The organism is Jannaschia helgolandensis (assembly GCF_900109285.1).
In the GTDB taxonomy this organism is placed as follows: domain Bacteria; phylum Pseudomonadota; class Alphaproteobacteria; order Rhodobacterales; family Rhodobacteraceae; genus Jannaschia; species Jannaschia helgolandensis.
Genome location: NZ_FNZQ01000006.1, coordinates 36,438 through 60,776, shown reverse-complemented (window position 1 = coordinate 60,776; position 24,339 = coordinate 36,438). Strand labels below are relative to the sequence as shown.

Genomic DNA, 24,339 nt, shown 5'->3' with positions numbered 1-24,339 from the left:
GTCGAAACCGGACGCGGCCTGTCTGCCAACGGGGCCGCGTCCGACGATTCTCAGGCGGCGCGCGCCGCCGACTCCAGCGCCCGCACCGCAGCTTCGACATCCACCGTCGTCGTCCGGTGGTTCACGATCGCTGCCCGCAGGCAACTGGTCCCGTCGACGATCGTCGTCGAAAACACGGCCTCTCCCGACAATTGCAACTGCGCCGCCAGCGCCGACGCCTCTCCCTGCAGGGGACGGATCACACATAGGTTGGAAACCACCGGCGCAGCCAGATCAAGCACGTCCGACGCCTGGGCCAGGTCGCCCATATGCGCCGCCTGTCGGCAGTTGTCCGTGATCTGTGCGCCCAAAGCGTCCATTCCCAAGCCCTCGACCGTGGCCCAGACCTTCAGTGCCGAGAAACTGCGTGACAGCTCCAGACCGTAATCGGTCGCCCACCAGTCGCCACCTGCCAGCCCGTCGGCCCCGGCGGCCAGATACTCGGGCCGTTCACGGAAGGTCGCCAGATGCAGCGTCTCGTCCCGGATCAGCACCGCCCCGGCGGAATAGGGCACCGCCATCCACTTGTGAAAATCCATCGCCACGCTGTCGGCCCGCTCGATACCCTTCGACAGGTCGCGCCAAGGCGCATCGGCCAGCCGGGTCCAGAACCCGAATGCAGCGTCGCAGTGCAGCCACATCTCCTCGTCTCGGGCGACGTCGGCCAGTGCATTGAGGTCGTCATAGGTGCCAAGGTTCACAGACCCGACCGTACCCACCACCGCCAGCGGGTGTCGCCCCGCAGTGCGGTCGGCGGCGATGGCGGCACGCAGGGCGTCCACATCCATCCGACCCATTGGCGCGGGCACCTGCACGATGGCAGCAGCCCCGTGGCCCATCACCTCCAGCGCCTTCTTGACGCAGGAATGACCGCCTGCTGCAATATAGACGCGCATTTCAGGCAAAGCTGCCAGACCGTCAGCCCGGACTGACGGAAAGGCGCGCATCCGCGCACACGACAGCGCAAGGATCGTCGCCTGTGACGTTCCCGACGTCATCAGACCGGACCCGTCCTGCCATCCGGCAATATCATGCAGCCATTTGATGACGGCACGCTCCACCTCGGCTCCGCCCTGGTCGCGCCCTCCCATGTTGGCGTTCATGGTTGCTGCCACCATCTCGGCGGCGACGCCGGTCGCGGTGCCTGTCCCATGCACCCAGCCCCAGAATCGCGGATGCGTGTTTCCGGTGGCATGCGGCATGATGTCGGTGGCGATCCGGTCGAACAGGTCAGTGGTCGGCATACCCCGACCGGTGATCGCGACCCGCGCCGCCATGTCCTCGGGCGGGGCCTGCCACGGCAACTCGCGCGCCGCGCGCAGGCGGGCTACGCAGGCCGAGGCGACACGGTGCAGGTCCGCCTCGAACGCCGACCAGTCGGTCGGATCCAGACGATGGCCCTCGGATGTGCCGGTCATGGTTTATTCTCCAGAAGGCGGGTCTTGGTCGCGGCGAGGCGCGTGTCGTAATCTTCGGCCAGAGTATCGGGCAGACGGCGCTCCAACTCGGCTTCGAGATCATAGAGCGCCTGCGCCTCGACCTGATCCAGACCAGATGCTTGCAGCGCCTCGGGCGTCAGCTTGACCAGGGCTTCGAACAGCACTTCGGCCTCGTCACGGGTCATTGTCAGGGTCAGATGCAGGGCGGTCATCGCGCCACCGCCGCGGCCAGATCCGACAATGACGCTCCTGTGGTCAGCATGTCCGGGTCCAGCTTCAGTTCGATCACCGCCACTGTGCCGCAGGCCATCGCCGCCTTCAGCGCGGGGACGAATTCATCCTGCGTCTCAACCGTCCAGCCCTGCCCGCCATAGGCGCGGGACAGCGCGGCAAAATCGGGGTTTGCCAGATCGGTGCCCGACACACGCCCCGGATAGTGGCGTTCCTGATGCATGCGGATGGTGCCGTAACGTCCATTGTTGGCGACGATCACAACTGGCGTGGCCCCATGCTGGATCGCCGTCGACATCTCGTTGCAGGTCATCTGGAAACAGCCGTCGCCTGCCAGACAGATCACCGGCGTGCCGGGCCGTTCAATGGATGCCGCGATGGCGGCAGGAAAGCCGTAACCCATACTTCCGGACGTCGGCGCCAACTGCGTTCCATACCGTCGCCAGCGATAATAACGGTGCAGGAAGGCGGCGTAGTTCCCCGCCCCGTTGGTCAGAACGGCATCGTCGGGCAGGGTCATGTCCAGATGTTCGATCACCTGTTCCAGTTTGACCGCGCCGGGCGTTTCCTTCGGCTGAATCCACTGTTCGTATTCTCTGCGCGCCGTGGCTTGAATATCGTGCCAACCCGGCAGAACGTCGTCGCGGGCCGCAAGCGCCGCGATCACGTCGGGTGCACGTGCCTGAATGGCAACGCCTGCCGACCAGACCCGGTTCAGCTCCCCGGCGTCGGGATGAATGTGGATCAACGCGGGGGCGTCCCGCACCGGGTCCAGCACCTCATATCCGCCGGTGGCGACATCACCCAGCCGGGTGCCCAGTGCGACAATAAGGTCGGCGTCCTTCAGCCGCGCCGTCAGCTTGGGGTTCGGCCCGACATTCAGGTCGCCGACATAGGTGGGCGAGCGGTTGTCGATATAGTCCTGCCGCCGGAACGTGACCGCGACGGGCAAGCCGTGCCGATCCGCCCAAATGGCCAAATCATTTGCCGTCTCAGCTGACCATCCGGGGCCGCCCGCGACGATCAGCGGGCGTTCGGCCACCCGCAACCGGTCGATAACCTGTGTCAGGTCCGGCACTGCCGGGCGGGGCACCACGATCTCGGGGCGGTCCGGCACATCGGCCACGTCCGACAGCATATCTTCCGGCAGGGCCAGCACCACGGGTCCGGGCCGCCCGGATTGCGCGACCGAAAAGGCGCGCGCGATGTATTCGGGCAGGCGGTCGGTCTGATCGACCTCGGCGACCCATTTGACCAGCCCGCCGAACAACGCGCGATAGTCCACCTCCTGAAAGGCCTCCCGGTCGCGGTGGTGACGCGCGATCTGGCCCACGAAACAAATCACCGGCGTCGAATCCTGCATAGCGATATGCAGGCCCGCACTGGCGTTCGTGGCACCGGGTCCGCGCGTCACGAAGACTATACCGGGGCGGCCAGTCAGCTTGGCCGTCGCTTCGGCCATCATCGCGGCACCGCCCTCCTGACGGCAGACAATATTCTGGATACCACTGTCATGCAGGCCGTCCAGTGCGGCAAGGAAGCTCTCGCCCGGCACCGAAAACACGCGGCGTACGCCTTGCAGGCTCAGTTGGGCTGCAAGGATCTGGCCTCCGTGGCGGGTCATTTGCATCTCCGGATTAGGGTTGTCGCAGATGAACCGCAAAGCGGCACCTGTGTCCACCGAAGTCCAATAACGCCGGCGTCGATGCCCTGCCCGCAAAGGTCGTCAGACACCCGCCGCCACGATCGCATCGGCCAGCAGCGGCACCGTCCGATCATTCAGGCCCGCGATATTGATGCGCGAATCGCCAACCATGTAGATGCCATGGTCGCGGCGCATCATCTCGACCTGATCGGGCGTTGCGCCCAGCAGGGAAAACATTCCCCGATGCGCCGCCAGAAAGCCGAAGCGGTCGGAGCCGACCCGGTCGCGCAACGCCGTGGCCAGGGCTTCGCGCAGACCCAGCATGCCGGAGCGGACGTCCTCCAATTCGGCGGCCCAATCGGCGCGCAGGGCATCGTCGGTCAGAATCGTCGTCACGACACGGGCGCCATGATCAGGCGGGAAGCTGAAGTTCAGACGGTTCAGTGTGGACATGGCCCCCTGCGTGACCTTCAGTTTGTCCGCCGAGGGCGCGATGGCCATCAACAGCCCTGTGCGTTCACGGTAAACGCCGAAGTTCTTGGAACAGGATGCGGCGATCAACGCCTCCGGCACTTTCGCCAGCAGCGCGCGCATCCCGGCCGCATCGGCATCCAACCCGTCGCCAAACCCCTGATAGGCGATGTCGACGAAGGGGATCAGCCCGCGCACGATCAGCAGATCGGCCACTGTTTTCCACTGGTCCAGCGTCAGGTTCGCGCCGGTCGGGTTGTGGCAGCACCCGTGCAACATCACCACGTCGCCCGCATCGGCGCGGCCCAGATCGTCCATCATCGCATCGAAGTCGACGCCGCCGGTGTCCGTATCGAAATACCGGTATTCGGCAACCGTAATCCCCAGATACTTGGCGATCGCCGGGTGGTTCGGCCAGGTCGGCATCGACAGCCACAGCTTGGCATCGGGCGAGGCCATGCGCACCAATTCCAACCCCTGCCGGATTGCACCGGTGCCGCCGGGCGTGGCGACGCTGGCCAGGCGGTCGACGGGCTTGTCGGCGCCCAGCACCAGCGTCGACAACGCATCGGAAAAGGCCGGATCGCCCGCAAGGCCGGTATAGACCTTGGTGTCTTGCGTCTCGACCAATTGCCGTTCGGCGGATTTAACGGCGCGCATCACCGGGGTCAGGCCGGTCGCGTCCTTATAGACGCCGACGCCCAGATCGATCTTGGTGTCGCGCGGATCTTCGCGGTAAGCTGCCATCAGCGCCAGAATCTTGTCGGGGGCCTGTGCGGTCAAAGCGTTCAGCATCGTCTCAGCCTCTTTCGATTTTCAGATCGGGATACATGCCCCATTCGGCCCAACTGCCGTCATAGAGCGAATGGTCGCCATGCCCCAGACGGGTCAGGCCCAGGTTTACAATCGCCGCCGTCACACCGCTGCCGCACGATGTGATGACAGGCTTGTCCAGATCGACCCCGGCGGCAATGAAGACCTGCGCCAGATCGGCACCGTCCTTCATTGTTCCGTCCGCAGCAAACAGCGTCTTCCACGGCACGTTCTTCGATCCGGGAATGTGGCCCGCGCGCAGGCCGGCGCGCGGTTCTGCCTCGTCGCCGCGAAACCTCGGCGCGGCACGGGCATCGACGATCTGCGCGTGGCCCAGCTTGGCGGCCTGCGCGACCTGCGTGACGTCGCGCATCAGATCGGGGTTGCGGGTGACGGTCATGTGACGGTCGCGAATGTTGGGAAGGTCAGATGTCACCAGACGCCCCTCGGCCCGCCATTTGGGCAGACCGCCATCGAGGACCGCGGCGCGCTGACCGAACAGGCGGAACAGCCACCACAGCCGCGCCGCCGAAAAAATTCCGTAGCCGTCGTAAATCACGACTGTATGACCGTCGCCCACGCCCATCTTGCGCATCCGGGACATGAACTTTTCGACCGGTGGAGCCATGTGCGGCAGAGCACTGCGCCCATCGCTGACGTTATCCAGATCGACGAAGCGCGCGCCGGGGATATGCGCCTGGCCATATTCTTCGAACGGATCGCGGTTCATATCGGGCAGATACCAAGACGCATCTAGGATCCGCAGATCGGGCGAAGTCAGCCGCTGCGCCAACCATCGGGTCGAGACTAGTGTTGCGGGATCATCGATCATGGCGAAGGCTCCTTCCACACGCGGCATTAGACCTGCCTGTTGATGCACGCAACGTAGCAGATGAAATCCGGGCGGCATTTGACGCTGCAAAAAATCGACCAAAGCACATCACAACAGGTCGCCGGGGCTTGCCTTGCCGCGACACCCACTCTAAAGGGCGGCTCTTCACGACCCGGGCGGACACCCTTGGAGGCCGCCCACAGACATATTGGAGTTTATCATGGCTGGAGAGATTCCGGATCTCGTGGCACATGCCCGGACGGGGACAGGCAAGGGGGCCGCTCGTCAATCGCGCCGCAACGGGATGGTCCCGGGCGTAGTCTATGGTGGCGGTCAAGACCCCCTCCCCATCGAAATCCCCTTCAACGAACTGCTCAAGAAGCTGAAGGCCGGTCGCTTCCGCGCCACGCTCTGGAACCTGAAGGTCGAGGGACAGGAAGACGTGCGCGTCATTGCCCGCGATGTTCAGCGCGACGTGGTCAAAGATCTGCCGACGCACCTGGACCTGATGCGCCTGCGCCGCACGTCCAAGGTGAACCTGTTCATTCCCGTCGTGTTCGAGAATGTCGAAGGTTGCCCCGGTGACAAGCTGGGCGGCGTGCTGACAGTCGTTCGCCCGGAAGTCGAGCTGAGGGTTACCGCAGGCGATATTCCCGACCACCTGACGGTCGATTGCTCGGGTATGGAGATCGGTGATACGGTGCACATCTCGGATGTAGAGATGCCAAAAGGCTCGAAGCCAACGATCGAGCGGGACTTCGTTCTGGCGAACATGCAGGCACCTACGGTCATGGGTTCGTCCAAAGACGAGGACGAGGACGAGGACGAGGTCGTCGAGACCGAAGTCATCAACCAGAATGCCGAGACCGTCGAAGGCGAAGACAACAAGAAGTAATCCCTGTTTTCGGACCGGACATGATTTGGGCGCGGAAGGGAACACCTCCGCGCCCTTTCTCGTTCAGACGGCCTCCCCTCCGCCGAAACGAATGGTCGAATAATCTCCCGACAGGGTCTTAGTTCGTGCCACCGGGGATGGCCGCCTTGCCCCCACGAACGACCAGCTTGCCAGCGCCGACACCGGTTTTCACGACAGTCTTTCCCGCAAACAGCGTGGTGTCCACAGTCCGGTCCACGACCTTTTCAGTAGAGCAGGCGGACAGGGTGATCGCGGCGGCAAAGACGGCGGAGACAATCTTGATAGGCTTCGAGAACATGGCAGTATTCCTTTCATGCTGCGCCGTCTTGTTTTCAGCCTTGGGCGGACGGGCGGCGCACTGTCCGGGCCGGGACGAAGCGCGTGTTCGCGCCGTCCTGATGCCCCTATTTAGGAGGCCGCTTCACATAAAAAAAACGAATAAGAATTGCGATTAGCGCGATAAATGCTCATACATGAGCTATGGATATCGCCCTCATCCGCACCTTTCTCACCGTCGCCGATACGGGCAGTTTCGTAAACGCCTCGGCCCGCCTGTTCGTCACCCAATCCGCAGTCAGCCTGCGTGTGCAGCGGCTTGAGGACAATCTTGGAAAGGTGCTGTTCCAGCGCTCCAAGGCGGGTGTCGAATTGACCGCTGCGGGGCGCGCGTTCGAACAATATGCCCTCAGCATGATCAAACTCTGGGAGGAAGCGCGCCAGCAGGTCGGCGTGCCGCAGGGTTTCACGAGTTCACTTATTATCGGGGCGCAGTACTCGCTTTGGCCGCGCCTCGGGTTCCGATGGCTGGATGCATTGCAGGCCGCCCGCCCTACCCTCGCGTTGCGCGCCGAAATGGGAATGCCCGACCGCCTGACCCGCTTTCTGATCGAGGGTGTCGTGCAGGCCACTCTGACATATATCGCGCAGCAACGCCCGGGCCTGACCGTCGTCCCGGTGATGGAGGACGAGCTGCTTTTGCTGTCTTCCTTCCCGGTCGACGACATTGGTGGGATCGGCGACGCCTATGTCTACACTGATTGGGGACCCGAATTCACACAGGCCCATGCGGTCAGCCTGCCCGACATGACCAACGCAGGTTTGACGCTGAAGCTTGAGGCGCTCGGCGTAGAGTATATCGTCAACCGACGCGCCGCCGCCTACGTTCCCGCAAGGTCCGCAAAGCGTCACCTCGATGCAGGGCGACTGCACCTGGTGCCTGGAGCGCCGGTCTTTCCCTATCCTGTCTGGGCAGTATTCCGCGACGATCTGCCCGATGACATCAGGCAGATCGCGCTGGAAACACTTACCCGCGTCGCAGATCAGGCCGAAGACGCGCAAGACGATGTGATGCAGGCCCTCGCCCGGATCAGCGAAGACGACATATCGAGGCTGGGCGACGATTGAGCCGTCAGCTTACCGGCCGGTCGCCCGCAGCCGCATAGGCCATATCGATCACTTTTTGCGTCCCGCGCGCATCTTCCAGAGTCCACGGAAATGCGGCCTCTCCCCGGACGGCGGCGGCAAACGCCTCGACCTGCAGGACGTATTGATCGACGCCCGGCCAGCTTCGCGTGTGGGTCACGCCGTCACGCCCGCGCCATTCCACCCATGCCTCGCCGAAACGGGCGGCGTTATAGGGCGCGGTCAGGCGGATCAGACCCGCCTCGCCGTGGAACAGAACGAATTGCTCGGGCAAAAGACGCATCGAATTTACCCAATGCGCGGTAAAGTCCGGAAACCTTGCAGACACGCGCGCAAGCACGTCACAGCCGTCTTCCCAGTCGAGATCCGCATGGGTGATCGCGTCAGGCTCCGCCCCCGTCGCCCAGCGGGTCGAACCGAAGGTATAGACACCGATATCGGGCAGGATACCGCCGCCGGTCGCAGCCCGGTTGCGGATATTCGCAGGGTCGCCGGAATTGTCATAGGTGAACACCGCCTCGACATGACGCAACCGCCCGACCACACCATCGGCCAGCAGCTCGCGGACCAGATGCCACTGCGGATGATGCACGATCATATAGGCCTCGGCTGCGATCAACCCGGTCCGGTCGCGCGCCGCGATCAGCGGCGCAATATCATCCGCGTGCATCGCGACGGGCTTTTCCACCAGCACATGCTTGCCAGCATCCAACGCCTTCAGGCCCCACTCGATGTGCATCGTATGCGGCAGCGGCACATAGACGGCATCGATCTGCGGGTCGGCCAGCAAAGCATCATAGCTGTCGTGGATGCGCAAACCGGGCACGAGGTCGGCAAAGGGCGCGGCCTTATCCGGTGACCGGGTGGCCAGCGCCGACAGGACATTGCCACGTGCCGCGTGGATCGCCGGAGCCATATCGCGTTGCGCAAAATTCGAGGCCCCCAAGATGCCCCATCGGATTGGATCGTTCATCGGTGTGCCCTCGCGCGCATTTAATCGGTACGACGCTCATACCGGCAGGACAGCGTGCTGTCACTTTCGACGCGCAGGTCCCTCAAAGGGAACGTTCACTTTAACTGGCTGTCCTTGCTTCCGCGCCGGTTGATGCCACCGCGCGGTGCATTCCGCGTATCGCGCTGACCCGCGCAGTCGATGCAGAGCTTGACCCCGGGCAACGCGTCTCGCCGCGCTTCGGGGATCGGCTCTTCGCAGTCGGCGCAATGCGTCAGGCTCTGACCCGAAGGTTGCTTCCGGGCCCGCATCCGCGCCAACTCATCGGAGATCGAGGCTTCGATCTGTTCGGCGACCGCACCGTCTTTCGCCCATCCTCCTGCCATGCCATCCCCTCCTCATCCATGAAATACATATAATTCTGCCTGACACGACGTCAGGCGCGAACCGTCATCAGCGGCCGAAAACCACCATAGATCATCCGGCTGCCATCGAAGGGCATGTCGGACATATCCTCATTATCCTCCATCATCCTGGCCCAGGCAGCGTCGCGCGTGGATTTGTCGGGCCATTCGATCCACGAGAAGACGACCACTTCGTCGTCCTTGCACTGCACTGCCATCGGGAAGGACGTAACCTTGCCGTCTGGCACATCGTCGGCCCATGTCTCGACCATCGAAACAGCACCCGAAGGTTTGAACATCTTGTCCCAGGCGTCCTGCGCATGAGCGACATAGGCGTCCTTGTTGGCTTGCGGCACGGCCGCGACGAACCCGTCGAAATAGCTCATAGTGACCTCCTTTGATGTGCCCTGATGCTAGCACGAAAACGGGCCGCTTCCGATCAGGAAACGGCCCGCTTGAAAGAACAGAAAAGGTTTGTGGCCGGGTCAGGCCGGAACCATTCCCTTTTCCCGCGCCAGTTCCCGCACCCGGCTCGACAACTTTTCGAATGCGCGGACTTCGATCTGGCGGATACGCTCGCGGCTGACGTTGTATTTGCCGGACAGATCTTCCAGCGTGACGGTTTCTTCGTTCAGTCGGCGCTGGGTCAGGATGTCCTTCTCGCGGTCGTTCAACACGTCCATCGCGTCGGTCATAAGGCTGATGCGGCTGTCGTATTCGTCCTTCTCGGCGTAATCGCCGGCCTGGTCCGCGCTGTCGTCGGCCAGCCAGTCCTGCCACTGGGTCGAGCCTTCGCCGTCCGATCCGACCGTCACATTCAGCGAAGCATCGCCGCCCGACATGCGTCGGTTCATCGACGTCACCTCGGCTTCGGTCACGCCCAGGTCGGTGGCGATGCGCTTGACGTTTTCGGGACGCAGATCGCCCTCTTCCAGCGCGCCGATGCGGTTCTTGGCCTTGCGCAGGTTGAAGAACAGTTTTTTCTGCGCGGACGTCGTGCCCAGTTTGACCATCGACCAGGACCGCAGGACGTATTCCTGAATCGCCGCGCGAATCCACCACATGGCATAGGTCGCCAGACGGAAGCCCTTCTCCGGGTCGAATTTCTTGACCGCCTGCATAAGTCCCACATTCGCCTCGGAAATCACCTCGGCTTGCGGCAGGCCATAGCCGCGATATCCCATCGCGATCTTGGCGGCGAGACGCAGGTGCGACGTCACCATCTGATGGGCAGCTTCGGTATCGCCCTCTTCAACCCAGCGCTTGGCAAGCATGTATTCCTGCTCTGGTTCCAACATCGGAAACTTGCGTATTTCCTGAAGGTAACGGTTCAACCCGGCTTCGGGGTTGGGTGCCGGAAGGTTGGCGTATGTGGCGGCCATGTCTGGTCTCCCTAATGTTAACAGGCTTAACACCCCGTTTATCTGGATGTGGGGTCGGCCTGTCGGGACTTCAAGTTCGGACTGATCACGGGACGGTGATGCCGCCCCCGGACCAAGGGAATAGGTGTTTAGCATCCGTCGTGCCGGTGCGACAGGGCTGGAACGGCGGGGCATCTGTGCTGCTTCGCACGACAAACGTAAAAAATGCGTCAACCGTTCCTTGCGGCAGGGAGGCCACCCGCCGCGATAGCCTGTGCCGCCTGGGAAAACCGCCATGCACCCCCCGTACACCCCCCGTACACCCCCCGTGCAGACGGGGCGTGCAGACGGTTTCAGGCCTTCAGCGCCTTCAGCAGCCCTGCCATGTCGTCTGGCAAATCCGATGTGAAGCGCATTGCCGAACCCGTCACGGGGTGGTCGAAGCCCAGCGTTTCCGCGTGCAGGGCCTGACGCGGGAACGCCGCGACAACCTCCGCCGCCGGATGGTCGCGGGGCAGCCTGCGCGATCCGCCATAGGTCGGGTCGCCGATCAGGCCGTGCCCGGCATGGGCCAGATGTACCCTGATCTGATGCGTGCGCCCGGTTTCCAGCCAGCATTCGACGAGGGCCGCCCCGGCGAAAGCCTGTATGGTTCGGGCACGGGTCACGGCGTGACGACCGCCCTCCCAGCAGACGGCCTGCCGCTGGCGGTCGGTACGGTGCCGGGCCAGCCGGGTGGTGATCTTGAGGATGTCCCCCTCCTCCCAACTCACGCCCCTTGTGCCGCGCAAACGCGGGTCGCCTGCATTCGGGACGCCGTGACAAACGGCAAGATAGCGGCGTTCCACGCTGTGCGCCTCGAACTGTGCGGCCAGACCATGATGCGCGGCATCGGACTTGGCGACCACCAGAAGGCCCGAGGTCTCCTTGTCGATGCGGTGGACGATACCGGGGCGTTTCTCGCCGCCGACCCCCGAGAGCGCGCCGCCGAAATGATGCAGCAACGCGTTGACCAGCGTGCCACCGGGCGATCCCGGTGCGGGGTGCACGACCATGCCCGCAGGTTTGTCGACAACGATCAGATCGGCGTCTTCATGCACGATGGTGAGCGGTATATCCTCGGCCCGCGTTTCGGGATCGTCGGCCATCGGCACTGTCACGACGATCTGCGCGCCCCACTCCACCTTGTCACGCGCGCGCGCCACGCGCCCGTCGACGGTTATCCGCCCCTCCTCCAGCAGGCGGGCGAGGCGGGAGCGGGACAGATGTGCCTCGGCTGGCACGTCGCGGGCAATTGCCTTATCGAGACGCGACGGCGGATCGGCCGCAATCATGAAGGTGACGGTCGTGGCGGAAACGGACGTGGAGGAAATGGGCGTGTCGGACACTGAAAACTCCGTTGATCCCCGGTTGCCGCCGGACCTGCGCTTTCTGAAGGCACTGGTGACGGTTCTGACCGGCGTGATGATCGCCGGGCTGATAACGGTCGTGGCACTGCTTGTCACGCGGCTGCCGGGCAAGGCGATCACAATACCCGACCAACTGGCGGTGCCCGGGGACGCTAGCATCGTCGCGGTAACCCAGGCCCCGAGCTTCTGGCTGGCCACGACCGACGACAATCGCGTTCTGATCTTCAACCCGGACGGCAGTTTTCGCCGGGACCTGCCGCTGAACTGACGTCTTTGCACGGCAAATATTCCCGCCGGAGGCCCTGCGTCACAACAGGGGAGCGACCGAGGGCCAGAGCGATGCGACCAGCAAGACCGCCATCGTCCAGTTGAACGCGCGAAGCCGTGCCGGCGAGGTCAGGAACCGGCGTATTTCCCGCCCCAGAACCGTCCAGCTTGCGATGCAGGGAAGGCTCAGCGCACCGAACGTGCCCGCGACGATCGCCGCCGACAAGACACCGCCCGATGCGTAGAGCGTGATCGCGGTCAGCGCCATCGTCCAGGCTTTCGGATTCACCCACTGAAACGCGGCGGCCTGCAGAAACGTCAGCGGCGTGCCCCCGGCATCGCCACCTTCAGGGGCCGCGGCGTGCGCGATCTTCCACGCCAGAACCAACAGGTATCCGACCGACAGCACGATCAGGACGACCCTTGCCCCGGGCACGCGCCCGAATACCTGTCCCAGCCCCAGCCCGACCAGAAGGATCATGAAAGTGAATCCGAAGGTGATGCCCAGAAGATGCGGCATCGTTCGCGCCAGCCCGAAGTTCGCGCCCGATGCCATGACCATCATGTTGTTTGGCCCCGGCGTGATCGTGGAAACGAAAGCAAAGCCCGCGAGGGCAAGGAGAATCTCTAGGCTCATGATCTGAGATTCGCCGATTTTACACGGGATGTCCTTGCGAAATGCGCGCGGCAGCAGCATGTTTCGCAAGGTATGACCGATATTGACGAAATCGACGGCAAAATCTTGCGCGCCTTGAGGCGTGATGGCCGGATCACCAATCAGGCGCTGGCGGGTCTTGTGGGCCTGTCGCCCTCGGCGACCCTGCGCCGGGTGCAGACGATGGAAGCGGTCGGATTGATCCGTGGGTATCGCGCCGTTATCGACCCCGAGAAGGCCGGGATCGGCTTTACCGCCTATATCACGGTCGGTCTGAACGATCATACCAAGTCCGGACAGGAATCCTTCGAGCGCGCCGTGGCGCAGGCCCCTCTGGTCCGCGAATGTCATAACATCACAGGCAATGTCGAATACCTGCTGCGGGTCGAGGCGTCGGACCTGATCGCCTACAAGCATTTCCACACCGAGGTTCTGGGCGTGCTGCCGCAGGTGGCGCGGCTGACGACTTATGTCGTCATGGGCAGTCCGAAGGACGAACGGGCGTAACCGGACGCCGACACGCGGAGGCGAACCGGGGCCATATCCTGCATGCCGAACGCTGCCTTTCGGGTGGTCGGGTCAGCGACCGGGTGGCGGGGATCGCCCTGCCCCCCGCCGCGAGACGGGAAGGGCCACACCGATGATGACGCGAGGCCGGGCGCGGATCGGTTTGCCCGGCATGGACCTGCGGCAATCCGCCCGAAGACCGGGCTGCACCGTCAACAGACTGTCACGAATCTCTTTTAGTGGAGATGCTGGAACAACGGGCGGAACGGTCCGTGCCGGGCCAGCTTCCGTTGTTTTACCCATTTTCAGAGAGAGAGCGATCATGACCGACCTTAGCCATCTCAGCGCCGACGATTGGGACGAAATCAAATTTCCGCGCCCCGATACGAACGAATTCGATGATGTCGTCGAGCGCGCCCTGTCGCGCCGCGGCTTCCTGTCGGGTGTCGTCGCCTTCGGGTCCGGCGCGGCAGTGATGGGCACCGGCGTCGGCAGCCTGCTGTCGACCACTTCGGCCGCGCGCGCCGACGCCCATGCGGCAAATTTCGCCTTCGACGGCATCCCGATTCAGACGGACGCCACGATCCACGTTCCCGAAGGCTACGACTGGAACGTGCTGGCCCGGTGGGGCGACCCGCTGTTTTCCGATGCAGAGCCGTTCGACCCGGTCAACGGTATCCCCGTCGCATCTTCCGACAGGGTGTTTGGCGAAAATACCGACGGCATGGAACTCTTCGCGGTCGACGGCAAGCAGCTGATCGCCGTGAACCACGAATATCCCAACATCGACACCAACCTGCCGAACAAGGGCGAGAACGGCTTCACCGCCGATGACGTGACCCTGTTGCAGAACATACAGGGCGTTACCGTCATGGAAGTGGCCGAAGGTGCGGACGGCTGGGAAATCGTGATCGACAGCCCCTACAATCGTCGCATCCATCACAACACGCCAATGACCTTCGCGGGGCCCGCCGCCGGTCATGACATGTTAAAGACATCGGCCGATCCTGACGGCATGACGGTGCTTGGCACGATGAACAACTGCGGATCGGGCATCACACCGTGGGGCACCTATTTGACCTGCGAAGAGAATTTCAACGGCTATTTCGGCGTCGCAGATCCGGAAGCGGAATTCTCGGCCAGCGAAGGCTTCGCGCGCTATGGTGTGGGGGCAGAAGGCCGCTATGGCTACGAGCTGCACCAGGCACGGTTCGACGTCTCCAGGGAACCGAACGAGCCGAACCGTTTCGGATGGGTCGTCGAAATCGACCCGGCGAACCCGGACAGCACCCCGGTCAAGCGCACTGCGATGGGCCGTTTCAAGCATGAGAACGCCGAAGTGGTCATCGCAGCCAGCGGGCAGGTCGTGGTCTACCTGGGCGACGACGAACGGGGCGAGTACCTCTATAAATATGTCTCGAACGGCACCTATACCGAAGGCGGCTCGACCGAGGGCCTGCTGGACGACGGCAAACTGTTCGTCGCCAGCTTCAACGACGACATGACCGGCACCTGGCTGGAGCTGACGCCCGAGACGACGGGCATGGATGCGGGCGAGATCCTGATCCATACGCGCATGGCCGCCTCTGCCGTCGGGGGCACAACAATGGACCGGCCCGAATGGGTCGCCGTGAACCCGGTCGCCGCACAGGCCTATGTGTCGCTCACCAACAACAAGAACCGCGGCATCAAGGCGAATGCCGGTGGCGACGAGACCCCGGTGAACGGTCCCAACCCGCGCGAGGCCAACAACTACGGCCAGATCGTACGCTGGATGCCCGATGGCGACGACCATGCCGCACCCGGCTTTGCCTGGGACCTGTTCGTGATGGCCGGAAACCCGACCAATCAGGATGGTCTCTACAAAGGCTCGGACAACGTGAATTCAGGCAACCTGTTCAACTCGCCCGATGGCATGCAGATCGACACGACAGGGACGGTGTGGATCCAGACGGACGGCGACGACAGCAACGAAGATGAGTTCGACGGCATGGGCAACAACCAGATGCTGGCGGGCGATCCGGCAAGCGGCGAGATCCGCCGCTTCCTGACAGGTCCGAACGGGTCGGAAGTGACCGGCCTGACGTGGTCGAGCGATCTCAGGACAATGTTCGTCGGCATCCAGCACCCCGGTGCGCCCTTCCCCGATGGTCAGGGCGCACTGCCCCGGTCGACCGTCGTGACGATCAAGCGGTCGGACGGCGCGGCGGTCGGCTGACGCGCAGGTTACGGCGGTCCGGCTGTTCCCCCCAGCCAGACCGCCGGTAGGGCCGGCATTTGCCCGATATCCCCCCGGCCCATTGCGAAGGGGCGCCCCGAAGGGTGCCCCTTCTGCCTTCCTGCAGAGTCAGTCATGTCTGCCCTGTCGCCAGCACTGCCTGATCCGGCGGATGTCCTGACGCACCCGGTCCGGACCATCGGCAAGATGACCGACCTTTGTGGTTCTGATCGGAGACCTCAGCGAAGACGAGATACGCCTTCGTGGCAATGACAGGTCACCACATGATCGTTCACCATCCCGACAGCCTGCATGAAGGCGTAGACGATGGTTGGGCCGCAGAACTTGAACCCCGCCTTTTTCAGGTCTTGGGAAATCTGCCTCGACAGGGGTGTCTCGGTCGGCACCTCGGCCAATGATGCCCAATGGTTCTGGATCGGCGCGCCGCCCACGTAATCCCACAGGAAACGGTCGAACCCCTGCGCATCCCGGATGCGAAGATAGGCTTGCGCATTGCCGATGGTCGCTTCGATCTTGCCCCTGTGGCGGATGATGCCCGCATCCTGCAACAATCGCGCGACCTCGGCCTCGCCCCAGTTTGCCACGATCTCCGGGTCGAACCCGGCGAAGGCCGCCCGGAAATTGTCGCGCTTCCTCAGGATGGTGATCCATGACAATCCTGCCTGAAACCCGTCAAGGATCAATTTTTCCCACAGCGCCCGAGGATCGTGTTCGGGCACACCCCATTCGGTATCGTGGTAGAGTTCGTAGATCGGGTCGGCGCCGACCCAGCCGCATCTTTCCATCACGAAACGTCTCCTTGCGGTCCCTGCACGACCTCCGCCTGATTGAAGGCACCCGTCAATGCCAAGGAGCATAGACGTGCCTGCCATCCAAGATGGGCCTGCGCTGATACCTTGTGATTCATGTCTACGATGTGTCCCTGTCCGAGGGACACGCAAGCAGCGCGACGGATCATGCGGTTTGCGACGGACACCGCCACCCGCCGTAAACCCCGATGATTTGAACGGCATTGTCGCCAAGATTGCCGAAGAAGGCGCCACGAATGGTGCAGCGATTAACGAAGCGTTCAATTTCTGCATGTCATCTGGTCCCAATCCCGAGGGGACAACGATGGCACGCAAATCCTTCTCCGAACCCGGAACCGAAGACCCGATCACCTTCGCCGTAACGGAGCGGGACAAATCTACCCTGCAAATGGTCCGGGAGGCGTTGGCCGACGGGCGAACGATGCTGGCCTATCAACCAGTCATCGGTTCCATAACGGGAGAGCCCGCATTCTACGAAGGCCTGATCCGCATCGCCGACGACACAGGCCGGATCATCCCGGCATCGCAATTCATGGAGGTCGTCGAAACACAGGACCTGGGGCGCGAAATCGATTGCGCCGCATTGCGTTGCGGGCTTGGCGCACTGGGACGCACGCCCGGACTGCGCCTGTCGATCAACATGTCGGCACGGTCGATCGGGTATCCGAAATGGATGCAGATCCTCAAACGCCACCTGGGGCGCGACGACACCATAGGCGAGCGCGTGATCCTGGAGATTTCCGAACGGTCGGCGATGCTGGTGCCGGAACTGGTCAAGACCTTCATGACCGACCTTCAGGACCGGGGCATCACCTTCGCCCTGGACGATTTCGGGGCCGGCCAGACCAGTTTCCGCCATCTCAAGGAATTCTACTTCGATGTCCTAAAGATCGACGGGTCTTTCGTGCGCAACTGCGATGTCGATTCCGATAATCAATGCATTCTGCATGCGCTGATCAGCATCGGACAGCAATTCGACATGTTCACCGTCGCCGGGGCCGTGGAAACCGGGGCCGAGGCACAGTTTCTGGTCGAATCGGGGGTCGACTGCATGCAGGGGTATTATTACGGCGCGCCCGAAATCCGCCCCGACTGGTTACCGCCCGCCCATCGCGACGGGCTGCGCGGGACTGGATAGATCATATGGCGGCGGCCTTCGGGCGAACGCTCGCCAGCCGGTCGAACCACAGGCCCGACCGGATGGCGAACAGTATTTGCCCCGGTGCGCGCCTCACGCTAGTCATGAGATGATACGCGGCGGGGGTATCCCGTCGGGGCCGATCGTCCCGCCCTCCGCCACGCGCCGAAAGGATACCTGCCATGACAAATGTTGTAATCGCCTCAGCCGCCCGGACCCCCGTCGGATCGTTCCTCGGAAGTTTCGCCAACATCCCTGCGCACGATCTGGGCACCGCCGTCCTTGAAGAAGTCGTGGCCCGTGCAGGCGTCGACAAGTCCGAGGTTTCCGAGACCATCCTGGGTCAGGTGCTGACCGCCGGCCAGGGCCAGAACCCCGCCCGCCAGGCGCACATCAATGCGGGTCTGCCGCAGGAATCCGCAGCCTGGGGCATCAATCAGGTCTGCGGTTCGGGCCTGCGCGCCGTGGCACTTGGTGCGCAGCACATCATGCTGGGCGATGCCGCGGTGGTCATTGCGGGCGGCCAGGAATCGATGTCGATGTCGATGCACGCCCAGTCGATCCGCCAGGGTCAGAAGATGGGCGACATGAAGCTGGTCGACACCATGATCAAGGATGGGTTGTGGGACGCGTTCAACAACTACCACATGGGCCAGACCGCAGAGAACGTCGCCGAAAAGTGGCAGATCAGCCGTGATCAGCAGGACGAATTCGCCGTCAGTTCGCAAAACAAGGCCGAGGCCGCGCAGACCTCCGGCAAATTCGCCGACGAAATCGTCGCCTACACGGTGAAGGGCCGCAAGGGCGACACCGTCGTCGACCAGGACGAATACATCCGCCATGGCGCCACGATGGATGCGATGCAGAAACTGCGCCCGGCCTTCACCAAGGACGGGACGGTGACGGCGGCCAACGCGAGCGGCTTGAACGATGGTGCGGCGGCGACACTGCTGATGTCGGCGGAAGACGCCGAAAAACGCGGGATCGAGCCGCTGGCCCGTATCGTCAGCTATGCCACCGCCGGTCTGGACCCGACGATCATGGGGGTCGGCCCGATCTATGCGTCGCGCAAGGCGCTGGAAAAGGCCGGATGGAAAGTCGGGGACCTCGACCTGATCGAGGCGAACGAGGCCTTTGCCGCCCAGGCCTGCGCCGTGAACAAGGACATGGGCTGGGACCCGTCGATCGTGAACGTCAACGGCGGCGCGATCGCCATCGGCCATCCCATCGGCGCCTCGGGCTGTCGCGTTCTGAATACGCTGCTGTTCGAGATGAAGCGGCGCGATGCCAAGAAGGGCCTCGCCACGCTGTGCATCGGGGGCGGCATGGGCGTGGCCCTCTGCGTCGAACGGGATTGATTTGACGGAACGGGGGCGGGCCATGCGGCCCACCCCATAACGATGGCACGCCTTCCATACGATCAGCTTGTCTTTTCCGGCGGAGGGCTTCGATGCTTCTGGCATGGCGGCTTTCTGGCCGCCCTGGAAGAAGTGCACGATCTTGCCCCGGTCCGCGTTACGGGCAGTTCAGGCGGCGCGCTGTCGGCGGCCGCCTGGATCGCCGGGGTCGAGCAGGAGCTTTTTGACCGCTTCAAGCGGGCGATCGCTGAACAGGATGATAATGTCACCCTGCGCGCCATGGGCGACGACCACGGGCGCTCCCCCCATCAACGGATATACGCCAGGATCATCACCGACGTTATCGATGCCGACGCCATGGCGCGCATCGCCGACGGCATGGCGTTCCAGATCAACCTGTCGACGCCCGGCGTATCCGTCGCTCCGACCTTGCGTGCGCTGATCGGCGGCACGCTGTATCACGCGGAACAGGCGGTTGCGGCCACCCCGCGTCCCCGGCTGGCCTCCATAACCGGCATGAAACAGAGACTGGTCGATGCGCGCGCTGCCGCCCGCGATGGCACCCTTCCGGAACTGATACGCATGGCAGCGACCGTGCCCCCCGCCTTTCGCGCGGACCGCTGGAAAGGCGAGGTCGTGTTCGACGGCGGTATGGTGAACAAGGCACCGTTGCCAGACCCCGACGATGGACAGACGCTGATTTTGTTGACCAAAAGGTTCCGCATTCTGCCGGACGATGACGGTGGGCGTATCACCTATGTCCAGCCATCGCAGGATGTCCTGTCTGGGGACAAACTGAACTTCACCGATCCTGAGCTGCTGGTAAAAGCCTGGAAGCAGGGCGAGGAGGATGGACGCCGATGGCGAAACAAGATTACCTAGAAGAAACTGAGGAGGAAATATCATGACCCGTATTGCACTTGTTACCGGAGGCTCGCGCGGTATCGGCGCTGCTATCGCGCAGTCGCTCAAGGCCCAGGGATGCGAGGTCGCCGCGACCTATGCCGGCAATGATGAGAAGGCCGCCGCCTTCACCAAGGAAACCGGCATCAGGACCTACAAGTGGAATGTGGCGGACTATGACGCATGCAAGGACGGCATCGCCCAGGTCGAGGCCGACCTTGGCCCCATCGACATCCTGGTGAACAACGCTGGCATCACCCGCGATGCGCCGTTTCACAAGATGACACCCGAGCATTGGCATGCTGTGATCGACACCAACCTGAACGGCGTTTTCAACATGACGCATAACGTCTGGGGCGGAATGCGCGAGCGCAAGTTCGGGCGCATCGTCACGATCAGTTCGATCAACGGTCAGAAGGGACAGTTCGCGCAGGTGAACTATGCCGCGACCAAGGCGGGTGACATCGGTTTCACCAAGGCCCTGGCACAGGAAGGCGCGCGCGCCGGGATCACGGTGAACGTGGTCGCCCCCGGCTATATCAACACCGACATGATGGCGACGATTCCCGAAAAGGTGATGGAGAGCATTGTCGGCGCGATTCCCGTCGGCCGATTGGGCGAGGCATCGGAAATCGCGCGCTGCGTAGCCTTTCTGGCCTCGGACGATGCCGGGTTCATCACCGGATCGACGATTTCCGCGAATGGCGGACAGTACATGTCCTGACCACCGATCTGGTCCGGGACAGACGATAAGCGACAAGCGGGGCATCGAAGGGTGCCCCGTTTTCGTGTCGAACTGGCGGTCCCGTCAGGTCGTCGTGGTAAGACGCAGCGCGTTGCGACGCGGCAGACGGAAGAACGAGAGCAGGACGCGGAAGGCTTCGGAGCGTTCCCGGCGGGCACGGGCAAAAGCTTCGTCATAGGTGGTGGAGATATGTGTTTCGAACATGGCAGCCATTCCTTGGGATCAATTATCTTTCATTGATAGTAATGTGTGCCTGCATGAACATTATTACAAACGAGACTTTTCATAATTTCACATAAGATATACTTACCTGTTATGTCCGATCGTCTCCCCCCGCTGACCGCATTGCGTGCCTTTGAGGCAGCCGCCCGCCATCTGTCGTTTCAGGCGGCCGCAAGCGAACTGAATGTTACGCCCGCCGCCCTGTCGTTCCAGATCAAGTCGCTGGAGGAACATCTGGGTGCGCCGCTGTTTCGCCGTCTGAACCGGCGCGTCGAACTGACCGATGCCGGATCGGCGCTGGCCCCGCAGGCGTCCGAAGGGTTTCAGACGCTGACGACGGGATGGCGGGCGGCGAAACGCGTCCTCGACAATGGCATCCTGACCATCACGGCAGGCCCGGCCTTCACCGCCAAATGGCTGGCCCCGCGCCTGTTCGACTTCGCCGGGTCGCACCCCGAGATCGAATTGCGCTTCGCTGCGACCCTGCGGATGCTGGACTTCGCGATCGACGATATCGACATCGCGATCCGGTTCGGGTCTTCCGATCAACCGGACGATCCCACGCTGCATCGGGCCCTGACAATCGCGGAATGGGTGACGCCGATGATGCACCCGGACCTTGCGGCGCGATATCCGACGCCCGCAAGTCTGTTGGATGCGACGATCATCTTCGACGATTCAATCACTTTCCTGAAGAATTCCGTCAGCTGGGCCGACTGGTTCGCGGCCCACGACATCGCCTCACCGGACCTGCACGGCCCGCATTTCAGTCAGGCGGACCATGCCATCGACGCCGCACAATCGGGTGCGGGCGTCGTTCTGGGCCGGGTTTCGCTGGGCGAAGCGGCACTGCGACAGGGCCACTTGGTCGCGCCGTTTCCCATCGCACTGGTGCCGCGTGCGCAATTTCGCGTGCTCTGTCCGAAGGGTGCGGAAACACGACCCGCCACACGCGCGTTTCTGGACTGGCTTGAGCGGGAAGCCGGGCGCATGGAAAGCCATCGGGCCGGGCGGCGCATGGTCACAGCCACCTGAAAACCGCAGGCGACAGCCGCAGAGCGGAAAAACAAAAGGCCCGCTGCCGGACAATCCGGCACGGGCCTTCGCTAAAAAATCCAGAGAAGTCAGTGGGTCGCTGTAACGCTCAGCTTTTCGATCTGTTGCTTGATCGCGAGTTTCCGTTTCTTCATTTCGGTCAGCGCGATACTGTCGGTGGCGGGGTTTCGGGCCCCTTCCTCCACCTTTTGGGAAAGGACTTCATGTTTCTTGCGCAGTTCCGTCAGATGGGACGTGAGCGACATGGCATTCTCCTCTGGGTCATTGTGACAGATTCAGGACACCACATCATAGGGCGATCTGTCACGGTTTTTCACGGCGGGTCAGCGGATTGTTGCATCGGATTTGAAGGGTATCGGCGAAATTGCCCATGTCCAAAGCGTTCCTGCCTCGGCATCGGGCATGTTTGGACCGTTTTCAGGTGGTGATGGCAACGCCATTGTCGCGCATCGCGTTTTGCGCGTCCTCCAGGTCGGCCTCGGCAACCATCATGCGACGCGGCAGGATTCCGATCGATCCCTCCAGCACCGAGATGTTTGCATCCAGCACGAAGCAATCTATACCCTCGCCGTCCAGAAGGGCCGTGGCGAAGGCGATGACCGTAGGGTCGTTGGTGCGCAAGAGTTCTTTCATGGACAGACAGCTATGGGCGCACTCCGCGCTTGTCGAGGACCATAACCATGACTGACGCCACTCCGATCCAGCAAACCGCCCGTCCGCACGACCGTCTGGCCGACGCGCTGGCCGATGACATGGCAGCGGTGGGGCGGCTGATCTCGACCCGGATGGCCTCGGAACATGCCCCCCGTATACCCGAAGTCACCGCCCACCTCGTCGGGGCGGGCGGCAAGCGCGTACGCCCGCTTCTGACGGTCGCGGCGGCGCGACTGTGCGGATACGAGGGCGACGATCACATCAAGCTGGCCGCGACCGTCGAATTCATCCACACCGCTACCTTGCTGCACGATGACGTGGTCGATGAAAGCGCACAACGCCGGGGTCGTCCCACCGCGAACCTGCTTTGGGACAATCAAAGCAGCGTTCTGGTCGGGGATTACCTGTTCGCCCGGTCCTTCCAGCTGATGGTCGAATGTGGGTCGCTTCGGATTCTGGATATCCTGTCGGGTGCCGCCGCGACCATCGCCGAGGGCGAGGTGTTGCAACTGACCGCCGCGCGCAATCTGGCGACGACCGAGGAAACTTATCTCAAGGTCGTGCGCGGCAAGACGGCGGCGCTGTTTCAGGCGGCCTGCGAAAGCGGTGCAGTGATCGCGGGCGCGTCCGAAGACCACGTCAGCGCGCTGGCGGAGTTCGGCGACGCCATGGGCATCAGCTTCCAGATCATGGATGACTGGCTGGATTACGGTGGCGCGGGCGACGCCATCGGCAAGGATCTGGGCGACGATTTCCGCGAAGGCAAACTGACCCTGCCCGTGATCCGTGCGCTGACCAGAAGCAACTCGGAGGAACGGGTCTTCTGGCGCGATGCACTGGAGCGCGGACGGGCCGACGATCTGGATCGGGCTCGTGCAATTCTAGAACGGCATGGAACGCTGGAGGAGACGCGGGCCGAAGCCCTGATCTGGCGTGACCGGGCCAAGGCAGCGTTGCACCGCCTGCCCGCCAGCGACCTGCGGGACATGCTGGGCGACCTGGCAGATTACGTGGTGGTCCGGGCGCTCTGACCGCTCAGGACAGGACGCAGGCGCGCACCCACCAGCCGGGACGGGCCAGACGTGTGGCACCGGCCTTCGCCGCGGCAACATCGGGGTAAAGTCCGAAACAGGTTGCCCCCGATCCGGACATGCGTGTGACGGCGGCCCCGGTTGCACGGATCGCGCCCAGCACGCCGACGATATCCGGTGCCACCGTGATCGCAGGACCCTCCAGATCGTTGCGCTGCGCGATCAGCCAGTCGATCAGGGCATCCGTATCGGCCCAGCCGGGCAAATCGTCCATTCCCGCGTTTCGGGATGTTTCAAGTGCTGCAAAGACTTGCGGGGTGGCTACTGACAGGCCGGGGTTGACCAGAACGGCGTGGAGCGGTGGCAGGGTCACGGGCGTCACCCGATCGCCGATACCCCGCATCCGCGCGCCACGTCCAATGGCACAGACCGGAACATCGGCCCCCAGCGCCAGAAGGTCGCCGACCGGCAGGTCAGCCCCGACCAGACGCAGGGCTGCGGCCGCATCGGACGACCCGCCGCCCAGACCCGCCGGGTGCGGCAGTTGCTTATCGAGGGTGATCGCACGCGCGCTGCCTGCCAGCCGTAATGCACGGCGGATCAGGTTTTCGTCACCAACAGGCACGCCCGCCGCAAACGGTCCCGTGACCGTCAGACCGTCGCCGGGCGCGCTTGTCAGATGATCACCGACATCGGCAAAGGCCACCAGACTGTCCAGCAGGTGATAGCCATCCGCACGACGCCCCGTGACATGCAGCGTCAGGTTGACCTTTGCCGGTGCGAAACCGGCTAGCCTGGCACAGGCGGGCCCGGCAGACACC

General features: G+C 63.2%; 28 protein-coding genes. 11 read left to right on the top strand and 17 right to left on the bottom strand.

Going from position 1 to position 24,339, the window contains the following annotated elements:
* Positions 1 to 50: 50 nt before the first annotated feature.
* The 5 genes from BMY38_RS14335 to sseA form a co-directional block, all read right to left on the bottom strand.
* Positions 51 to 1,457 (bottom strand): pyridoxal phosphate-dependent decarboxylase family protein, encoded by a 1,407-nt coding sequence (locus tag BMY38_RS14335; RefSeq protein WP_092763986.1) that lies wholly within the window; start codon positions 1,455 to 1,457, stop codon positions 51 to 53.
* Positions 1,454 to 1,690 (bottom strand): hypothetical protein, encoded by a 237-nt coding sequence (locus BMY38_RS14330; RefSeq protein ID WP_092763984.1) that lies wholly within the window; start codon positions 1,688 to 1,690, stop codon positions 1,454 to 1,456. The genes BMY38_RS14335 and BMY38_RS14330 overlap by 4 nt, the downstream gene beginning before the upstream one ends.
* On the bottom strand, positions 1,687 to 3,333 hold the full coding sequence (locus BMY38_RS14325; protein ID WP_092763982.1) for a thiamine pyrophosphate-binding protein: 1,647 nt from the start codon (positions 3,331 to 3,333) through the stop codon (positions 1,687 to 1,689). Before BMY38_RS14325 ends, BMY38_RS14330 begins: the two co-directional genes overlap by 4 nt.
* A 102-nt stretch (positions 3,334 to 3,435) precedes the next feature.
* Positions 3,436 to 4,620: an amino acid aminotransferase gene (locus tag BMY38_RS14320; RefSeq protein WP_092763980.1), complete on the bottom strand. Its 1,185-nt coding sequence runs from the start codon at positions 4,618 to 4,620 to the stop codon at positions 3,436 to 3,438.
* A 4-nt stretch (positions 4,621 to 4,624) separates the two neighbouring features.
* Positions 4,625 to 5,470, bottom strand: coding sequence for a 3-mercaptopyruvate sulfurtransferase (gene sseA, locus BMY38_RS14315; protein WP_092763978.1), 846 nt, complete (start codon positions 5,468 to 5,470; stop codon positions 4,625 to 4,627).
* A gap of 220 nt (positions 5,471 to 5,690) precedes the next feature.
* Between sseA and BMY38_RS14310 the strand changes: the two genes are divergently transcribed.
* On the top strand, positions 5,691 to 6,365 hold the full coding sequence (locus BMY38_RS14310; RefSeq protein ID WP_092763976.1) for a 50S ribosomal protein L25/general stress protein Ctc: 675 nt from the start codon (positions 5,691 to 5,693) through the stop codon (positions 6,363 to 6,365).
* Positions 6,366 to 6,483: 118 nt separating this feature from the next.
* On the opposite strand, the gene BMY38_RS14305 is transcribed toward BMY38_RS14310, so the two are convergent.
* The gene (locus BMY38_RS14305; RefSeq protein WP_092763974.1) at positions 6,484 to 6,684 is read right to left on the bottom strand and encodes a hypothetical protein; all 201 of its coding nucleotides are present in this window, start codon (positions 6,682 to 6,684) and stop codon (positions 6,484 to 6,486) included.
* Positions 6,685 to 6,866: 182 nt separating this feature from the next.
* On the opposite strand from BMY38_RS14305, the gene BMY38_RS14300 reads away from it, so the two are divergent.
* Positions 6,867 to 7,790 (top strand): LysR family transcriptional regulator, encoded by a 924-nt coding sequence (locus BMY38_RS14300; protein ID WP_092763972.1) that lies wholly within the window; start codon positions 6,867 to 6,869, stop codon positions 7,788 to 7,790.
* 4 nt (positions 7,791 to 7,794) lie between these two features.
* On the opposite strand, the gene BMY38_RS14295 is transcribed toward BMY38_RS14300, so the two are convergent.
* From BMY38_RS14295 to BMY38_RS14275, 5 genes are all read right to left on the bottom strand, one after another.
* Complete coding sequence (locus tag BMY38_RS14295) at positions 7,795 to 8,781, bottom strand: Gfo/Idh/MocA family protein (RefSeq protein WP_092763970.1); 987 nt, start codon at positions 8,779 to 8,781, stop codon at positions 7,795 to 7,797.
* Between the two features lie 95 nt (positions 8,782 to 8,876).
* The gene (locus BMY38_RS14290; RefSeq protein WP_092763968.1) at positions 8,877 to 9,146 is read right to left on the bottom strand and encodes a DksA/TraR family C4-type zinc finger protein; all 270 of its coding nucleotides are present in this window, start codon (positions 9,144 to 9,146) and stop codon (positions 8,877 to 8,879) included.
* Between the two features lie 50 nt (positions 9,147 to 9,196).
* Entirely contained in the window at positions 9,197 to 9,550 is a 354-nt protein-coding gene (locus tag BMY38_RS14285; protein ID WP_092763966.1) for a DUF1428 domain-containing protein, read from the bottom strand.
* Between the two features lie 99 nt (positions 9,551 to 9,649).
* Positions 9,650 to 10,546, bottom strand: a complete 897-nt coding sequence (rpoH, locus tag BMY38_RS14280; RefSeq protein WP_092763964.1) for an RNA polymerase sigma factor RpoH — start codon at positions 10,544 to 10,546, stop codon at positions 9,650 to 9,652.
* A 332-nt stretch (positions 10,547 to 10,878) separates the two neighbouring features.
* Positions 10,879 to 11,859: an RluA family pseudouridine synthase gene (locus BMY38_RS14275; protein ID WP_092763962.1), complete on the bottom strand. Its 981-nt coding sequence runs from the start codon at positions 11,857 to 11,859 to the stop codon at positions 10,879 to 10,881.
* Positions 11,860 to 11,902: 43 nt separating this feature from the next.
* On the opposite strand from BMY38_RS14275, the gene BMY38_RS14270 reads away from it, so the two are divergent.
* Positions 11,903 to 12,202 (top strand): DUF6476 family protein, encoded by a 300-nt coding sequence (locus BMY38_RS14270; protein ID WP_245737628.1) that lies wholly within the window; start codon positions 11,903 to 11,905, stop codon positions 12,200 to 12,202.
* Positions 12,203 to 12,241: 39 nt separating this feature from the next.
* Here BMY38_RS14270 and BMY38_RS14265 read toward each other — a convergent pair whose 3' ends face one another.
* Positions 12,242 to 12,838, bottom strand: coding sequence for a LysE family translocator (locus tag BMY38_RS14265; protein ID WP_092764299.1), 597 nt, complete (start codon positions 12,836 to 12,838; stop codon positions 12,242 to 12,244).
* Between the two features lie 72 nt (positions 12,839 to 12,910).
* On the opposite strand from BMY38_RS14265, the gene BMY38_RS14260 reads away from it, so the two are divergent.
* Both BMY38_RS14260 and BMY38_RS14255 read left to right on the top strand, forming a co-directional pair.
* Entirely contained in the window at positions 12,911 to 13,363 is a 453-nt protein-coding gene (locus tag BMY38_RS14260) for an Lrp/AsnC family transcriptional regulator (protein WP_092763960.1), read from the top strand.
* Positions 13,364 to 13,685: 322 nt separating this feature from the next.
* Positions 13,686 to 15,581 (top strand): PhoX family protein, encoded by a 1,896-nt coding sequence (locus BMY38_RS14255; RefSeq protein WP_092763958.1) that lies wholly within the window; start codon positions 13,686 to 13,688, stop codon positions 15,579 to 15,581.
* A 239-nt stretch (positions 15,582 to 15,820) separates the two neighbouring features.
* Here the strand turns inward: BMY38_RS14255 and BMY38_RS14250 are convergent, their stop codons facing one another.
* Positions 15,821 to 16,387, bottom strand: a complete 567-nt coding sequence (locus tag BMY38_RS14250; RefSeq protein ID WP_092763956.1) for a DNA-3-methyladenine glycosylase I — start codon at positions 16,385 to 16,387, stop codon at positions 15,821 to 15,823.
* Between the two features lie 328 nt (positions 16,388 to 16,715).
* Between BMY38_RS14250 and BMY38_RS14245 the strand changes: the two genes are divergently transcribed.
* The 4 genes from BMY38_RS14245 to phbB all read left to right on the top strand — a co-directional run bounded on the left by BMY38_RS14245 (position 16,716) and on the right by phbB (position 20,534).
* Entirely contained in the window at positions 16,716 to 17,549 is an 834-nt protein-coding gene (locus BMY38_RS14245) for an EAL domain-containing protein (RefSeq protein WP_092764297.1), read from the top strand.
* Positions 17,550 to 17,731: 182 nt separating this feature from the next.
* Entirely contained in the window at positions 17,732 to 18,907 is a 1,176-nt protein-coding gene (locus BMY38_RS14240; protein WP_092763954.1) for an acetyl-CoA C-acetyltransferase, read from the top strand.
* A gap of 42 nt (positions 18,908 to 18,949) precedes the next feature.
* Positions 18,950 to 19,789, top strand: a complete 840-nt coding sequence (locus BMY38_RS14235; RefSeq protein ID WP_092763952.1) for a patatin-like phospholipase family protein — start codon at positions 18,950 to 18,952, stop codon at positions 19,787 to 19,789.
* 22 nt (positions 19,790 to 19,811) lie between these two features.
* Complete coding sequence (gene phbB / locus BMY38_RS14230) at positions 19,812 to 20,534, top strand: acetoacetyl-CoA reductase (RefSeq protein WP_092763950.1); 723 nt, start codon at positions 19,812 to 19,814, stop codon at positions 20,532 to 20,534.
* Positions 20,535 to 20,618: 84 nt separating this feature from the next.
* Here the strand turns inward: phbB and BMY38_RS18205 are convergent, their stop codons facing one another.
* On the bottom strand, positions 20,619 to 20,759 hold the full coding sequence (locus BMY38_RS18205) for a hypothetical protein (protein ID WP_175495901.1): 141 nt from the start codon (positions 20,757 to 20,759) through the stop codon (positions 20,619 to 20,621).
* A gap of 111 nt (positions 20,760 to 20,870) precedes the next feature.
* On the opposite strand from BMY38_RS18205, the gene gcvA reads away from it, so the two are divergent.
* Entirely contained in the window at positions 20,871 to 21,812 is a 942-nt protein-coding gene (gcvA, locus tag BMY38_RS14225; RefSeq protein WP_092763948.1) for a transcriptional regulator GcvA, read from the top strand.
* Between the two features lie 89 nt (positions 21,813 to 21,901).
* Here gcvA and BMY38_RS14220 read toward each other — a convergent pair whose 3' ends face one another.
* Complete coding sequence (locus BMY38_RS14220; RefSeq protein WP_092763946.1) at positions 21,902 to 22,078, bottom strand: YdcH family protein; 177 nt, start codon at positions 22,076 to 22,078, stop codon at positions 21,902 to 21,904.
* Positions 22,079 to 22,250: 172 nt separating this feature from the next.
* Positions 22,251 to 22,466: a putative signal transducing protein gene (locus BMY38_RS14215; protein WP_092763944.1), complete on the bottom strand. Its 216-nt coding sequence runs from the start codon at positions 22,464 to 22,466 to the stop codon at positions 22,251 to 22,253.
* Between the two features lie 47 nt (positions 22,467 to 22,513).
* On the opposite strand from BMY38_RS14215, the gene BMY38_RS14210 reads away from it, so the two are divergent.
* Positions 22,514 to 23,518: a polyprenyl synthetase family protein gene (locus BMY38_RS14210; RefSeq protein WP_092763942.1), complete on the top strand. Its 1,005-nt coding sequence runs from the start codon at positions 22,514 to 22,516 to the stop codon at positions 23,516 to 23,518.
* A gap of 4 nt (positions 23,519 to 23,522) precedes the next feature.
* Here BMY38_RS14210 and BMY38_RS14205 read toward each other — a convergent pair whose 3' ends face one another.
* Complete coding sequence (locus BMY38_RS14205; RefSeq protein WP_245737627.1) at positions 23,523 to 24,338, bottom strand: 4-(cytidine 5'-diphospho)-2-C-methyl-D-erythritol kinase; 816 nt, start codon at positions 24,336 to 24,338, stop codon at positions 23,523 to 23,525.
* Position 24,339: the final 1 nt, after the last annotated feature.

Bases quoted from the DNA above. Each gene is read 5' to 3' on its own strand.
- BMY38_RS14330 (WP_092763984.1), bottom strand. From the start codon at position 1,690: ATGACCGCCCTGCATCTGACCCTGACAATGACCCGTGACGAGGCCGAA.
- BMY38_RS14310 (WP_092763976.1), top strand. From the start codon at position 5,691: ATGGCTGGAGAGATTCCGGATCTCGTGGCACATGCCCGGACGGGGACA.
- sseA (WP_092763978.1), bottom strand. From the start codon at position 5,470: ATGATCGATGATCCCGCAACACTAGTCTCGACCCGATGGTTGGCGCAG.
- BMY38_RS14260 (WP_092763960.1), top strand. From the start codon at position 12,911: ATGACCGATATTGACGAAATCGACGGCAAAATCTTGCGCGCCTTGAGG.
- BMY38_RS14295 (WP_092763970.1), bottom strand. From the start codon at position 8,781: ATGAACGATCCAATCCGATGGGGCATCTTGGGGGCCTCGAATTTTGCG.
- gcvA (WP_092763948.1), top strand. From the start codon at position 20,871: ATGTCCGATCGTCTCCCCCCGCTGACCGCATTGCGTGCCTTTGAGGCA.
- BMY38_RS14325 (WP_092763982.1), bottom strand. From the start codon at position 3,333: ATGACCCGCCACGGAGGCCAGATCCTTGCAGCCCAACTGAGCCTGCAA.
- BMY38_RS14210 (WP_092763942.1), top strand. From the start codon at position 22,514: ATGACTGACGCCACTCCGATCCAGCAAACCGCCCGTCCGCACGACCGT.
- BMY38_RS14220 (WP_092763946.1), bottom strand. From the start codon at position 22,078: ATGTCGCTCACGTCCCATCTGACGGAACTGCGCAAGAAACATGAAGTC.
- BMY38_RS14245 (WP_092764297.1), top strand. From the start codon at position 16,716: ATGGCACGCAAATCCTTCTCCGAACCCGGAACCGAAGACCCGATCACC.
- BMY38_RS14335 (WP_092763986.1), bottom strand. From the start codon at position 1,457: ATGACCGGCACATCCGAGGGCCATCGTCTGGATCCGACCGACTGGTCG.
- BMY38_RS18205 (WP_175495901.1), bottom strand. From the start codon at position 20,759: ATGTTCGAAACACATATCTCCACCACCTATGACGAAGCTTTTGCCCGT.
- BMY38_RS14275 (WP_092763962.1), bottom strand. From the start codon at position 11,859: ATGATTGCGGCCGATCCGCCGTCGCGTCTCGATAAGGCAATTGCCCGC.
- BMY38_RS14300 (WP_092763972.1), top strand. From the start codon at position 6,867: ATGGATATCGCCCTCATCCGCACCTTTCTCACCGTCGCCGATACGGGC.
- BMY38_RS14240 (WP_092763954.1), top strand. From the start codon at position 17,732: ATGACAAATGTTGTAATCGCCTCAGCCGCCCGGACCCCCGTCGGATCG.
- BMY38_RS14250 (WP_092763956.1), bottom strand. From the start codon at position 16,387: ATGGAAAGATGCGGCTGGGTCGGCGCCGACCCGATCTACGAACTCTAC.
- BMY38_RS14215 (WP_092763944.1), bottom strand. From the start codon at position 22,466: ATGAAAGAACTCTTGCGCACCAACGACCCTACGGTCATCGCCTTCGCC.
- BMY38_RS14320 (WP_092763980.1), bottom strand. From the start codon at position 4,620: ATGCTGAACGCTTTGACCGCACAGGCCCCCGACAAGATTCTGGCGCTG.
- BMY38_RS14305 (WP_092763974.1), bottom strand. From the start codon at position 6,684: ATGTTCTCGAAGCCTATCAAGATTGTCTCCGCCGTCTTTGCCGCCGCG.
- rpoH (WP_092763964.1), bottom strand. From the start codon at position 10,546: ATGGCCGCCACATACGCCAACCTTCCGGCACCCAACCCCGAAGCCGGG.
- BMY38_RS14290 (WP_092763968.1), bottom strand. From the start codon at position 9,146: ATGGCAGGAGGATGGGCGAAAGACGGTGCGGTCGCCGAACAGATCGAA.
- BMY38_RS14265 (WP_092764299.1), bottom strand. From the start codon at position 12,838: ATGAGCCTAGAGATTCTCCTTGCCCTCGCGGGCTTTGCTTTCGTTTCC.
- BMY38_RS14235 (WP_092763952.1), top strand. From the start codon at position 18,950: ATGGCACGCCTTCCATACGATCAGCTTGTCTTTTCCGGCGGAGGGCTT.
- phbB (WP_092763950.1), top strand. From the start codon at position 19,812: ATGACCCGTATTGCACTTGTTACCGGAGGCTCGCGCGGTATCGGCGCT.
- BMY38_RS14255 (WP_092763958.1), top strand. From the start codon at position 13,686: ATGACCGACCTTAGCCATCTCAGCGCCGACGATTGGGACGAAATCAAA.
- BMY38_RS14285 (WP_092763966.1), bottom strand. From the start codon at position 9,550: ATGAGCTATTTCGACGGGTTCGTCGCGGCCGTGCCGCAAGCCAACAAG.